We start from the raw sequence: 12,673 nt of genomic DNA, 5'->3' as shown, positions 1-12,673 counted from the left end.
TCACGTCGCTAGCATCGAGGGATGCCACGACCTGACTGGACCCCGCACCGCCGCGACGACGGCGAACTGCTCGGATGGATCCACCCCGCCGGCGACGACTGGGTCGGCGTCGATGTGCTCGGGCGGCCCGTCACCGCAGCGACGGAGTGGCTCGAAGCCGAAGCGGCGCTGGAGGAGCACGGGATCGCCTGGCTCGCCGATCCGTGGATGCTGGAGGGCGAGGACGAGCGCCCCTTGCGGGTGCGCATCCTCGAGGTGACGCCCGACGAAGACGGCGTGCCAGGGCGGATCGTCGTCAAGATCGACGACTTCGGCGACATGACGCGGCCTGCGACGGCGCAGTTCATCCTGGCGTGGCCTATCCCTGACCGGCTGCGCACACCGCGCGACGACGACCCCGACCCGCGCACGATCTCCCGCTGAACGCGCGAGGCGTCCTCACCCCGGCAGCGATGGATGCTGCTCGGACGCGCGCTGCTTCGGGATGAACAGCGACAGCACCATCGCGATCACCCCGGCGGCGATCGCGAGCCAGAAGCACACCTCGAAAGCGGCCCTGGTGGGCACGGCCACGCCGTCGATGTCGATGCTCATCGCGGCGAGCACGCCGCCCATAACGGCCGAGGCTCCCGACGTTCCGATCGAGCGGAACAGCGCGTTCAGGCCGTTCGATGCGCCGGTCTCGTTGGCCGGAACCGAGCGCATGATGATCATGGGCATCGCGGCGAACGTGAACCCGATGCCCACGCCGATCAGCAGGTTCGCGACGAGGACGTGCCACACCTCGGAAGACCACAGCAGCACGAAGACGTAGGCGAGCACGATCGCGGTGGCGCCGACCGTGAACAGGGGGCGCGGACCCACGGTGCGCTCCAGCCAGCCGGAGAGCGGCGAGATCACCATCATCACGAGGCCCGCAGGCATGATCACGAGCGACGCGGCGACCATGTCGAGGCCGAAGCCCCCGCCGATCGACGGAGCTTCGAGCAGCTGCGGGAACGTGACGTTCGAGGCGAAGAGCGCGAATCCCATGCCGATCGCAGCGATGTTCGTGAAGAGCACGGCGGGTCGCGCGGCGACCCGGAGGTCGAGCAGAGGATCCTTCGTGCGCAGCTGATACCAGCCCCACACCAGCAGCACCGCGAGTCCGCCGAGGATGCAGGCGAGGGTCAGCGGCGAGGTCCAGCCCCACTGCGCACCTCGGGAGACGAAGAGCAGGACGCCGGTGAGACCGATCGCGAGGCCGATGGCGCCGATCACGTCGAGGCGGCCGGGGGAGCGCAGCACGTCTTCGGGGATCACCGCCAGCACGAGGACGAGGCCGACGACGCCGAGGGCTGCCGCGAGCCAGAAGAGCATGTGCCAGTCGGCGTTCTGGGCGAGGAGGGCGGCGACCGGCATGCCGATCGCTCCGCCGACACCCATGGTCGCGCTCATGAGGGCCACGGCGGTGCCGAGCCGTTCCGGAGGCAGCACGTCGCGCATGATGGCGATGCCGAGCGGGACGACCCCCGTCACCGCACCCTGGAGTGCGCGACCGATGATGACTCCGACGATCGAACCGGAGACCGCGGCGATCACGGAGCCGAGGATCAGGATCGCGAGCAGCGCGATCACGACCCGGCGCTTGCCGTACATATCGCCCAGCCGGCCCGAGATGGGGGTGGCGACGGCGGCGACGAGCAGCGTGATGGTGACGACCCAGGTGGTGTCCTCGCGGGAGGCGTTCAGCAGCTGCGGGAGCTCGGCCTGCAGCGGGACGACGAGCGTGAACATGAAAGAGGAGCACAGGCCCGCGAAGGCGAGCACGGCGACGATCGCCCACTTGGGTGGGGTCCGGGAGAGACGTTTCCTGGCTCTGTCCTCGCTCGCACCCACCGACTCAGGCTATCGGCGATCGAGTGGCGCGGGGTCGAACACCCGGGCTCGATCGACCGGGTGGCACGCAGTCCGTGATTGCATGGGGAGATGAGCGACGACGCCACGATCGACCAGCATCCCGCCGATTCCGCGTTCCACCGCAGGCTCCCGATCGGCGAGGCACTCGACGCCTCCGCCGTCGCCGAGGGACTGCCGTGGGCCTTCGAGACGATCACGATGCGACCGCTTGAACCGATGCTGGTGCCGGAGAAGCCCCGCGGCGGCGAGCTGGACCCGGCCGAATGCGGACCCTGCGCCCCGAGCGAGTTCACGATCTGGCACGACGAGCACTGGCAGGTGCGCGCGGGGTGGGAGATCGGAGGGTTGCCGTTCATCGGCGCGATCGCCCCGCGTGAGCATTGGCTGCTCGAGAACGCGCCGGTCGAGGTGCTCGCGGCGCTCGGACCCCTGATGCAGCGGGTCTCGCAGGCGGTCAAGAGCGTCCCCGGTGTCGCGCGGTGTCACTTCGGGCGGTGGAACGACGGCTCGGCGCATCTGCACCTGTGGGCGATGGGACGCCCCGCCGGCATGATGCAAGGGCGAGGTGCGGTGCTGTCGTTCTGGGACGGGATCCTGCCGCCGATCCCGCAGGAGATGGCCGAGGAGCACATCCGCATCGTCGCCGAGGCGCTCGCCGCGGGTGGGGGAGAGGCGTTCCCGATGCGGTGACATCGAGGTTCCGATTCCTCGAACGGGCCGAGGAGGGGCAGACTGGGTGCGTGCGAACCATCCGTGACCTCGACACCGTTGAACTCATCCTCGACGCCCAGGGCCTGCTCGACTCCATTCGGGGTCCGCAGCGCGTGGTGGATGCCGGAACCCTGCGCGCCCTGCAGCAGTCGGGCAACTACGTCGTCGGCTTCTTCGACGGCGAGGGTGACGAGGAGCGCATGGTCGGCGCGTCGATCGCGTTCTTCGGCGAGCCCGCCCGCCGTGCGATGCACTCCCACATCACCGCGCTGCTGCCCGAGTACCGCGGTCGCGGCTGGGGTCGCGAGCTCAAGGAGCACCAGCGGCAGTGGGCCTTCTCCCGAGACGTCGGCCGCATCACGTGGGTCTTCGATCCGCTCGTGGCACGCAACGCCCACTTCTTCTTCACCGTGCTGGGCGCCCGCGCGACCGGCTACTCGGTGAACCGCTACGGCATCTTCGGCGGCGGCGACGCGGGCGATGAGAGCGACCGACTCGATGTCGAGTGGGCGCTCGCCGACATCGCCAAGCCCCCGGCTGACGACGCGGTCGTGGAGACTCTGGCCATCCCCGCCGACATCGAGGCGCTGCGCGAGTCCGACCCGGCAGCCGCCCACGAGTGGCGTCTGCGTCTGCGGGCGCAGATGGAGGGCCTGCTCGGCAGCGGGTTGCGCATCGCCGGCTACGACACCGCGCGGGGCTACCTCTTCACCGCGTGAGCACGCTCTTCACAGCGTGATTCTCGTGGCCCGTGTGCTCAGCGCACTCCGCGCATGAGCTTCAACACGGGCTTGACGCTCAGCAGCAGTCCGATGCCGACCACGATGGCGATGCCCCCGAGGATCGAGAAGAACGGCACCTCGTCGGTCGGATCGTAGAACCGGACGAGCTCGCCCGAGATGGCGGTGCCGAGCGCGATCGACAGGAAGAAGAGCGCGACCATCTGCGTGCGGAACACCGTCGGTGCGAGCTTGGTGGCAGCCGACAGGCCGACCGGCGAGATGAGCAGCTCGGCGACCGTGAACACGAAGAGGATCCCGACGATGGCCAGCAGCGGCGTGGAGTTCGCCCCTCCGCCGGCGAACGGCAGGAAGAGCAGGAACGCCGATCCCATGATGATCGCCGCCAGAGCGAACTTCACGGGCGTCGAGGGCTGACGCTTTCCCAAGCGGGTCCAGATCGCCGCGAAGACGCCGGACAGGATGATGATGAACACCGGGTTGATCGACTGCACCCAGGACACCGGCATCTCCCATCCGAACAGATTCCGATCCAGGCGCTGGTCCGAGTAGATCGTCAGCACCGTGAACTGCTGCTGGTACAGCGACCAGAACGCGACGCTGGTGATGAACAGCGGCAGGAAGGCCCACACCCGCGATCGTTCGGTGGCATCGATGCGACGGCTGCCGAGGATCACCGAGAAGTACGCGACCGCGGCGACGATCGTGACGACGATCACCAGGGTGGCCAGATTGTCTGCGCGGATCACACCGGTGAGCACCAGGACGGCGATGGCCACGATCGCGGCGCCGGCGATGAGCCCGACCAGGCCGTAGCGGGACCTCGGAAGCGGGTTGGGCACCTCCCGTGCCGAGGCGGGAAGGGCCTTGCGGCCGAACGAGTACTGGATGAGTCCCAGGGTCATGCCGATGGCGGCGAGCCCGAAGCCGTAGTGGAATCCGAGAGACGACTGCAGGATGCCGGTGAGGATCGGTCCGAGGAACGCGCCGAGGTTGATGCCCAGGTAGAAGAGCGAGAAGCCGGCATCCCGCCGGGGATCTTCCGCGCTGTAGAGGCTGCCGACGACCGAGGTCGCGTTCGCCTTGAGTCCGCCGGAGCCCAATGCGACCAGCACCAGACCGACGCCCACCCCGACGGCGCCGGGCAGGAACGCGAGAGCCAGGTGACCGGCCACGATCACCATCGCGCTGACGAACAGCACCCGCTCGGAGCCGAACAGTCGGTCGGCGAGCCAGGCGCCGAGGATCGTCGACAGGTAGACCGAGCCCCCGTAGGCACCGACGATGCCGCCCGCGACCGCCTCGGGGATGCCGAGGCCGCCCTGTGTGACCGAGTAGTACAGGTAGATGAGCAGGATGCCCTGCATGCCGTAGAAGCTGAAGCGCTCCCACATCTCCACGCCGAAGATGTGCACCAGGGCCCACGGTTGCCCGAAGAAACGGGTGTCGTCGTCGCGGGTCCGCGGTGTTCGCGCTGCAGTGCTCATCCCAAGGACGGTACTCTGACGCAGCCGCCGAGGCCAGGGAGCGCGCGGGAACCACGGATAGAATGAGGTGCCCGTGTTCACGGGTTTTTCCTCCCGCATCCGACCATTGGAGCCACCATGGCCGAACAGTCCCGCCTCGACAAGGTCATCGCCCTCGCCCGCCACCGCGGGTTCGTGTTCCAAGCGGGTGAGATCTACGGCGGTTCCCGGTCGGCCTGGGACTACGGCCCCCTCGGCACCGAGCTCAAGGAGAACATCCGCCGCCAGTGGTGGCAGACGTTCGTGCGCGGCCGCGGCGACATGGTGGGGCTGGACTCCAGCATCATCCTGCCCAAGCGCGTCTGGGAGGCGTCGGGTCACGTCGCGACCTTCACCGACCCGCTGGTCGAGTGCCTGCAGTGCCACAAGCGCTTCCGCGCCGACAACCTGATCGAGGACTTCGAGGCGCGCAAGGGCCGCAAGGCCGAGAACGGGCTCGCCGACATCCCCTGCCCGAACTGCGGCACCAAGGGGCAGTACACCGAGCCCAAGGCCTTCTCCGGTCTGGTGAAGACCTACCTCGGCGTCGTCGATGACGAGTCGGGCCTCTACTTCCTGCGCCCCGAGACCGCACAGGGCATCTTCGTGAACTTCTCGAACGTGCTCACCGCCAGCCGCAAGAAGCCGCCGTTCGGCATCGGCCAGGTCGGCAAGGCGTTCCGCAACGAGATCACGCCGGGTAACTTCATCTTCCGCACCCGCGAGTTCGAGCAGATGGAGATCGAGTTCTTCACGCCGCCCGCCGAGGCGCAGGAGTGGTTCGAGCACTGGGTCGAGGCGTGCTGGAACTGGTTCATCGACCTGGGCATCGACCCCGAGAACATGCGCCAGTTCGACGTTCCGGAAGACGACCGCGCGCACTACTCGGCCGGCACGATCGACGTCGAGTACAAGTTCGGCTTCGCGGGCAAGGAGTGGGGCGAGCTCATGGGCGTCGCCAACCGCACCGACTACGACCTCTCCAGCCACAGCGAAGCGTCCGGCCAGAGCCTGACGTACTTCGACCAGGCCACCGGCGAGCGCTACACCCCGTACGTGATCGAGCCGTCGTTCGGTCTCACGCGCGCGATGATGGCGTTCCTCGTCGACGCGTACCGCGAGGAGCAGGTGCCCAACGCCAAGGGCGGCACCGATGTGCGCACCGTGCTCAAGCTCGACCCGCGCCTCGCTCCGGTCAAGGCCGCCGTGCTGCCGCTGTCGCGCAACGAGAACCTCTCGCCTCTCGCTCGCGAGGTCGCCGACACGCTCCGCAGCTCCTGGGCCGTCGACTTCGACGACGCGGGGGCGATCGGCCGCCGCTACCGTCGCCAGGACGAGATCGGCACCCCGTTCTGCGTCACGGTCGACTTCGACTCGCTCGACGACCGTGCCGTCACGGTGCGCGACCGCGACACCATGGCACAGGAGCGCGTCTCGATCGACGAGTTGCACGCGTACCTCGCGGAGCGCCTGCGCGGCGCCTGAGCACCCTCAGTCATCGTCGAGACCCATCCTCATCGCCGAGACCCATCGTGGTCAGCGGGTGTGGGAGTGGGTCTCGACGGGGAGTGTGGGTTTCGACGTGCCTCATGATCTCGCCACGGCGCGCGCGTAGCGCTCGGAGAGCAGCTGCAGGCGGGGGAGCAGCTCGGGTGGGCTCTCGACCGTGAAGTCCATCATCAGCATGCCGATGTAGGCGGCGACGGTGTCGAGGCTGTCCGCACCCGTGACGAGGATGCAGTGCTCGTCGTCGACCGGCTCGACGATCCCGACCGCAGCGTGGATCCGGTCGAGCACGGCCGCAGCCGGCGCGTCGATGCGCAGCCGGGCATGCACGATCCACCCGCTCACGGCGATGGTCCGCATGGCGAAGGCCGTGTAGTCACCCCCGGGCAGCGGCTGCGGCGTGAAGGAGCGTCGCGTCGGCATCCGCAGCTGCATCCAGTCGACCCGGTACGTGCCCCATTCGTCGGTCTGCGGATCGCGTGCGACCAGGTACCAGCGCCGCACCCAGGTGAGCAGTCGGTACGGCTCGACCAGCACGGGTGCGCCCTCGTAGTCGAAGCGCAGCCACTCCTCGTCGCGGATCGCACGTGCGATGGCCTGCAGTGACGCGGCGTCGACCTCGGGGTCCGGGGCGTCGGTGTCGTTGTTCTCCGGGGCGCGGTCGACGCTCGAGCGGAGCGCATCGACCGTGGGGCGCAGGTGCGATGGCAATACCTGTTCGAGCTTGGCGAGCGCCCGTGCTCCGGCCTCCTCGACGCCGGCGATCCCGGCTGCGGCCCGCAGGCCCACGGTGACGGCCACGGCTTCCTCATCGTCGAGCAGCAGCGGAGGGAGCTTGCCCCCGGCGCCGAGGCGGTAGCCGCCGACGGATCCTCGCGTGGCGTCGACGGGGTAGCCGAGGTCGCGCAGCCGCTCGACGTCGTGCCGCACCGTGCGGGAGGAGACGCCGAGCCGGGCGGCGAGGTCGCTTCCCGAGCGCTCGGGGCCGGTCTGCAGCAGAGCCAGCAGTGCGAGCAGTCGTGCGGTCGGATCGGCCATCGGAACTCCTCGAAAAGTCAGGCATCCATTAGGAACGAATCTAACCTAATGCCCTCGTACCTTCGAGATATGGATAACACGACGCTCGCCTTCCGCCCCTTCACCGTCTCGGTCTCCGCCGCCGAGGTGGCCGATCTCCAGGATCGCCTCGCCCGCACCCGCCTTCCGCAGCCGTCGCCGACGGATGACTGGGATGCCGGCACTCCCAACTCCTACCTCCGCGAGGCCGTCGCCGCCTGGCGCGAGTTCGACTGGGCCGCAGCCCAGGAGCGGATCAACGCCGTCCCGCACTTCACCACCGAGATCGACGGCCAGACGATCCACTTCCTCCACGTGCGCTCGGCTCACGAGGGTGCGACGCCGCTGCTGCTCGCGCACACCTACCCCGGTTCGTCGGTCGACTACCTCGACGTGATCGATCGCCTCGTCGACCCCGTCGCGCACGGCGGCCGTGCCGAAGACGCGTTCGACGTCGTGATCCCGGATGCTCCGGGCTACGGCTTCTCGCAGCCGCTCGCCTCTGCCGGGTGGACAACGGCCCGGGTCGCGGCGGCCTATGACCGTCTGATGCGCGGGCTCGGCTACGACAGCTACGGCATCCACGGCTCGGACAACGGCGCCATGGTCGCGCGTGAGCTGGGCCTGCTCGAGCCTGCGGGCTTCCTCGGACTGCACGTGCTGCAGCTGTTCTCGTTCCCCTCGGGCGACCCGGCCGAGTTCGAGAAGCTCGAGCCCGCGGACTACGCCGGCCTCGAGCACATGCAGTGGTTCCAGTCGGTCGGCGGGTACAACACGATGAACTCTTCGCGCCCGCAGACCGTGTCGGTCGGGATCAGCGATTCCCCGGTCGGGCTGCTCGCCTACAGCGAGTTGTTCAACTCGTTCGGCAACGGCACCTCTCTGGTTCCGCTGGAGAAGATCCTGCTCGAGGTGAGTGTGAACTGGTTCGCGAACGCGGCATCCGGCATGAACCGCAGCTATCTGGAGAACGCCAGGGCCGACGCCGCGGCCGACGCCGCCGAGGATGCCGGGCCGCGGATCAACGCCGCACGCACGGGGGTCGCCGTGTTCGCGGACGACTTCCAGACGATCCGGGTCTTCGCCGAGCGCGACAACGCGAACATCGTGCACTGGAGCCGCTTCGATGAGGGCGGGCACTTTGCCGCTCTGGAGCGTCCCGACCTGCTCGCCGACGACATCCGGGCGTTCTTCGCCGACGTCCGCTGACTGTCGAACCCCACTCTGCTGCCCAGACCCACCCGTGCGTCCGTCGCACGGGTGGGTCTAGCATGTCGGCATGTTCGAGCCGTGGAGCGAGTTCAACGTCGCGATGGCGGGGGCGACGGCCGCGCTCGCCGGACTCGTGATCGTCGCCGCGAGTGTGAACATCGCCGAGATCGTCAAGTCCCGCACTCTGACAGCACGGCTCCTCGCCGGGATCGCCGCCCTGCTCCTGGCGCTCGCGGTGTCGGCGCTGGGGTTGATCCCCGACATCGACGGCCCCTGGTTCGGCGCGGCCGCCGTCGTCGCGTCGCTGCTGGCTGCCGTGTTCCAGGTGCACGCGACGCGCCTCATCGCGACCGATCCGAGCCCCGAGGATCGCGCCCGTCCGCTCAAGTACCTGGTCGGCTTCCTGCCGATCTTCGCCTATCTCGCCGCGGGCGTGCTGGTGTGGATCGGGCATCCGGCCGGGCTGTACCTCGCGGCGGCGGGCTGTCTGCTCGCGATCGTCTCGGCCGTGGTGGTGTCGTGGGTCGCGCTCGTCGAGGTCCTGCGCTGAGCGGGTACGCGGAGAGGGATCTCGCGCGTCAGCCCGTGACGGTGAGCTGCACCTCGGAGGTGCCGCCCGCCTCGACCCAGGCGAGTGAGCGTTCCAGGATGCCGCGCAGCACGTCGAGGTCGATCTGCTCCAGGTCCTTGATGTAGAGGCACCCGACGCCCGTGGTGTGCGGCCCGAGCTTGGCCAGGGCTTCGGTGTGCGCGCCGACCCCGTCGAACAGATAGATCGTGGTCGCGGCCTTGCGCGGAGCGAAGCCGAGCAGTCCGCTGTCGCCTTCGGTCCCCGTCGGGTAGCGGTAGTGGCAGGAGCCGAACCCGATGATCGTGCCCCACGTCTGCGGTTCGCGTCCGGTGACCTCCTGCATGAGCGCGGTCAGCGTCTCGGCGTCCCTGCGGCGCACGGCGGGGGAGGAGCGGGCGATGAGCCCGGCGACGTCGTCCCCCGTGGGCTTCACTTCGGGGCCTTCGCCGCGGCCTTCATCGCCTTCTTGTGCTCGCGCACCTTCGCGAGCGAGTCGGGCGAGACGATGTCGGCGACGCTGCGGTACGAGCCGTCCTCGCCGTAGGGAGCGGATGCCTCGCGCCAGCCTTCGCCGGTGAAACCGTACTGCTTGCCGAGGAGGGCGAGGAAGATCTTGGCCTTCTGCTCCCCGAAGCCGGGGAGGGCCTTCAGCCGCTTCAGCACCTCGGGCCCCGACGGGTCGCCCGCGGTCCACAGGGCTGCGGCATCGCCGTCCCAGTCGTCGACGAGGGTCTGGCACAGCGTCTGCACGCGCGTCGCCATGGACCCGGGGAACCGGTGCACCGCGGGGGTCTGCTTGAAGGCCTCGAGGAACTCGTCCGGTGCCATGTGGGCGATCGTCGCGGCGTCGGTCGCGCCGGTGCGCTGCTCGATCTTGAGCGGACCGGCGAACGCGGTCTCCATCGGAACCTGCTGATCCAGCAGCATCCCCACCAGCAGGGCCAGCGGATTGTCGGTCAGCAGCTCGTCGGCGGCGGTGTCTCCGGTGATGTGAAGGGCCATGCCTCCAGTGTGCCACCGGTGAACGGAGCGTGTCAGGCGGTCGCGGCGTCGTCTGCAGCGTCGGCTTCGGGGGCGATGCCGTACAGGGCGGCGAGCGCCGCGGTGAACTCGTCGGCACGGCCGGCTGCGGCGAGCTCGTGGGCGCGCACGGTCGGGGTGTGCAGGAGCACGCCGGAGAGGTGACGCAGAGCCTGCTCGACCTTGCCGTCCTCGTCGCCGCGCGCGCGGGCACGGTCGATCTCGCGTTCCAGGAGCTCGAAGATGTGCGACCGCAGCGCCACCACCGACGGCGTGACGCTCTGGCGGGCGCCCACGACGTGGAAGGTCTCGGCGGCTTCCCGGACCACGCTGCGCGCGGCATCCGTCGCCTGCAGCTCTTCGAGCGGCGCGTGCAGACGGATGGTCTCGAGGTCGAGCAGGGCCACACCCTCGAGGCCGGCGATGGCGGGGTCGACGTTTCGCGGCATGCCCAGGTCGACGACGAGCTGACGGTGTGCGCCGACGGGGCAGCCCGCCGCGGCGGGGCCGGTCGGCAGCTGCAGGTGCTCGGGGCCGAGCACGGGCTCCGTCGCCGTGGTGCAGGTGATGAGCAGGCTCGACCGCGCGGCGGTGCGGGCGTACTCGTCGGCGGCGATCGGACGGATGCCGTGCTTCGCGGCGAACACCTCGGCGCGGCCGGAAGGTGAGTACACCGAAATGTTCACGGCACCGCGTTCGCGGAGCGTGGCGAGGGTGACCGCGGCGTAGGCGCCGGTACCGACCAGCAGCACGCGTTCGGCGGACCAGTCGGCGATGCGGCTGTCTGCCAGCTCGAGCGCGAGACGCACGAGCGAGCGGCCGGCGCGACCGAGGGCCGTGACGTTCTTGACCTTGCGCTGGGCCTGGCTGGCGCGCTGGAAGAGGCGCTCGAGCTCGGGCGAAGTGGTGCCGTCCTTGCGGGCGGACTTGAGAGCGCGGCGCACCTGGCCTGCGATCTCGCCCTCGCCGGAGACGACGGATTCGAGACCGGAGGCGACGGAGAAGAGGTGCTCGGCGACGCGGCGCCCCGAGTGCACGGTGTAGGCGCCGTCGAGGTCGGCGGCCGAGATGCCGGTCGCGGATTCGACCGCTTCGATCACGGCTTCGACACCGATGGCGCCGGCGGCGGTGACCGGTTCGTCCATTTCCACGTACGCCTCGAACCGGTTGCACGTCGCCAGCACGACCGCACCCTGCACGCACGGCGTCATGCCCACGATGGTGGGAGCGACGTCGTCGGGGGTGCGGCTCAGGCGTTCGAGCAATTCGAAGGAGGCGGTCTTGTGACTCGCCGTCACACACAGCAGCACACATCGATTGTACCGGAGGGTCTGCGGGGGAGGGTTCGACCGGTCGACTCGGCGGCTCCATAAGGGTCGGATGGGAGGATGGACGCATGGCCCTCTCCGACGCCCCGCTCCTGCGCGCCCTCGCCGGCGACCGTCCCCCTCACGCCCCGGTGTGGTTCATGCGGCAGGCCGGCCGGTCGCTTCCCGAGTATCGCGACCTGCGCGTCGGGACCCGGATGCTCGACGCCTGCCTCACCCCCGATCTCGCCGCCGAGATCACCCTGCAGCCGGTGCGGCGTCACGGGGTCGATGCGGCCGTGTTCTTCAGCGACATCGTCATCCCGCTGCGCCTCGCCGGTGTCGAGGTCGAGATCGAGCCCGGTCGCGGCCCGGTGTTCGCGAACCCGGTGCGCACGTCGGCCGACGTCGACCGCATCACCGCCATCGACCCGGACGGCCTGGACGGCACGGCGATCGCCGAGGCTGTGCGGCTCGTCACGGCCGAGCTCGGCGACACCCCGCTGATCGGATTCGCCGGAGCGCCCTTCACCCTCGCCGCCTACCTCGTCGAGGGCGGCCCCTCGAAGGAGCACCTGCGTGCGCGGGCGATGATGCACTCGGATCCGGCGTCCTGGAACCGGCTCGCCGGCTGGCTCGCCCAGATCTCGCGCCGTTTCCTGGAGACCCAGCGCGATGCCGGGGCGTCCGTCGTCCAGCTCTTCGACAGCTGGGCCGGATCCCTCAGCACCGCCGACTACCGCGCCTTCGTCGCCCCGCATTCCCACGCGGCGCTCTCGGGCATCGGCCTGCCGACCATCCACTTCGGCGTCGGGACCGGACCGTTCCTCGCTGATATGCGCCTCGACGGTGTGGCCGATGGCGTCGGCGTCGACTGGCGGCAGCCGCTCGACGAGGCGGCCGCGATCCTCGGACCGGACGTGACGGTGCAGGGCAACATCGACCCCGCGCTGCTCTCGGCCCCCTGGTCGGTGCTGGAGGCGCACGTGCGCGACGTCGTCGAGCGCGGCCGTGCGGCGCGCGCCCACATCCTCAACCTCGGCCACGGCGTGCCCCCGGAGACCGACCCCGACCAGCTCACCCGCATCGTCGAACTGGCGCACACGATCTGACCGTCAGGCCACGCGCCGAGAGCTATCTAGCCAA

The 12,673-nt window shown here is 69.6% G+C and carries 13 protein-coding genes; 7 read left to right on the top strand and 6 right to left on the bottom strand.

What is annotated here, in order from left to right; translation table 11 throughout:
- The first annotated feature begins 21 nt into the window (after positions 1-21).
- Positions 22-423 (top strand): hypothetical protein, encoded by a 402-nt coding sequence (locus tag ASC55_RS09380; protein WP_055866210.1) that lies wholly within the window; start codon positions 22-24, stop codon positions 421-423.
- 15 nt (positions 424-438) lie between these two features.
- Here ASC55_RS09380 and ASC55_RS09375 read toward each other — a convergent pair whose 3' ends face one another.
- Positions 439-1,878 (bottom strand): MFS transporter, encoded by a 1,440-nt coding sequence (locus ASC55_RS09375; RefSeq protein ID WP_082524284.1) that lies wholly within the window; start codon positions 1,876-1,878, stop codon positions 439-441.
- 90 nt (positions 1,879-1,968) lie between these two features.
- On the opposite strand from ASC55_RS09375, the gene ASC55_RS09370 reads away from it, so the two are divergent.
- Both ASC55_RS09370 and ASC55_RS09365 read left to right on the top strand, forming a co-directional pair.
- Entirely contained in the window at positions 1,969-2,589 is a 621-nt protein-coding gene (locus ASC55_RS09370) for a hypothetical protein (protein ID WP_031205733.1), read from the top strand.
- A gap of 50 nt (positions 2,590-2,639) precedes the next feature.
- A complete protein-coding gene (locus ASC55_RS09365; RefSeq protein ID WP_055866209.1) occupies positions 2,640-3,329 on the top strand; it encodes a GNAT family N-acetyltransferase in 690 nt (229 codons plus the stop codon).
- A 38-nt stretch (positions 3,330-3,367) separates the two neighbouring features.
- Here ASC55_RS09365 and ASC55_RS09360 read toward each other — a convergent pair whose 3' ends face one another.
- Positions 3,368-4,837, bottom strand: coding sequence for a peptide MFS transporter (locus tag ASC55_RS09360; protein ID WP_055874699.1), 1,470 nt, complete (start codon positions 4,835-4,837; stop codon positions 3,368-3,370).
- A gap of 117 nt (positions 4,838-4,954) precedes the next feature.
- Between ASC55_RS09360 and ASC55_RS09355 the strand changes: the two genes are divergently transcribed.
- Positions 4,955-6,340 (top strand): glycine--tRNA ligase, encoded by a 1,386-nt coding sequence (locus ASC55_RS09355; protein ID WP_017829557.1) that lies wholly within the window; start codon positions 4,955-4,957, stop codon positions 6,338-6,340.
- 102 nt (positions 6,341-6,442) lie between these two features.
- Here the strand turns inward: ASC55_RS09355 and ASC55_RS09350 are convergent, their stop codons facing one another.
- Complete coding sequence (locus ASC55_RS09350; protein WP_055874696.1) at positions 6,443-7,399, bottom strand: helix-turn-helix transcriptional regulator; 957 nt, start codon at positions 7,397-7,399, stop codon at positions 6,443-6,445.
- A gap of 69 nt (positions 7,400-7,468) precedes the next feature.
- Here ASC55_RS09350 and ASC55_RS09345 point away from each other — a divergent pair, with 69 nt between their 5' ends.
- Together ASC55_RS09345 and ASC55_RS09340 are read left to right on the top strand one after the other, a co-directional pair.
- Positions 7,469-8,626 carry an epoxide hydrolase family protein gene (locus ASC55_RS09345; RefSeq protein WP_055866205.1) on the top strand — a complete coding sequence of 386 codons (1,158 nt, stop codon included), beginning with the start codon at positions 7,469-7,471 and terminating at the stop codon, positions 8,624-8,626.
- Between the two features lie 70 nt (positions 8,627-8,696).
- Positions 8,697-9,179 carry a hypothetical protein gene (locus tag ASC55_RS09340; RefSeq protein ID WP_017829554.1) on the top strand — a complete coding sequence of 161 codons (483 nt, stop codon included), beginning with the start codon at positions 8,697-8,699 and terminating at the stop codon, positions 9,177-9,179.
- A 28-nt stretch (positions 9,180-9,207) separates the two neighbouring features.
- Here ASC55_RS09340 and ASC55_RS09335 read toward each other — a convergent pair whose 3' ends face one another.
- From ASC55_RS09335 to ASC55_RS09325, 3 genes are read right to left on the bottom strand one after another with little or no spacing between them, the layout of a single operon-like run.
- The gene (locus ASC55_RS09335) at positions 9,208-9,633 is read right to left on the bottom strand and encodes a DUF1801 domain-containing protein (protein ID WP_055874693.1); all 426 of its coding nucleotides are present in this window, start codon (positions 9,631-9,633) and stop codon (positions 9,208-9,210) included.
- Positions 9,630-10,202: an HhH-GPD-type base excision DNA repair protein gene (locus ASC55_RS09330; RefSeq protein WP_055866200.1), complete on the bottom strand. Its 573-nt coding sequence runs from the start codon at positions 10,200-10,202 to the stop codon at positions 9,630-9,632. Before ASC55_RS09330 ends, ASC55_RS09335 begins: the two co-directional genes overlap by 4 nt.
- Positions 10,203-10,234: 32 nt before the next feature.
- Entirely contained in the window at positions 10,235-11,530 is a 1,296-nt protein-coding gene (locus tag ASC55_RS09325) for a glutamyl-tRNA reductase (protein ID WP_055874691.1), read from the bottom strand.
- Positions 11,531-11,616: 86 nt separating this feature from the next.
- On the opposite strand from ASC55_RS09325, the gene hemE reads away from it, so the two are divergent.
- A complete protein-coding gene (hemE, locus tag ASC55_RS09320) occupies positions 11,617-12,639 on the top strand; it encodes a uroporphyrinogen decarboxylase (protein ID WP_055874688.1) in 1,023 nt (340 codons plus the stop codon).
- Positions 12,640-12,673 lie beyond the last annotated feature (34 nt).

The sequence above is a fragment of the Microbacterium sp. Root322 genome (genome assembly GCF_001425645.1).
In the GTDB taxonomy this organism is placed as follows: Bacteria; Actinomycetota; Actinomycetes; order Actinomycetales; family Microbacteriaceae; genus Microbacterium; species Microbacterium maritypicum.
Note: the sequence above shows the minus strand (reverse complement) of the source record. Positions and strands in the feature narration are given on the sequence as shown.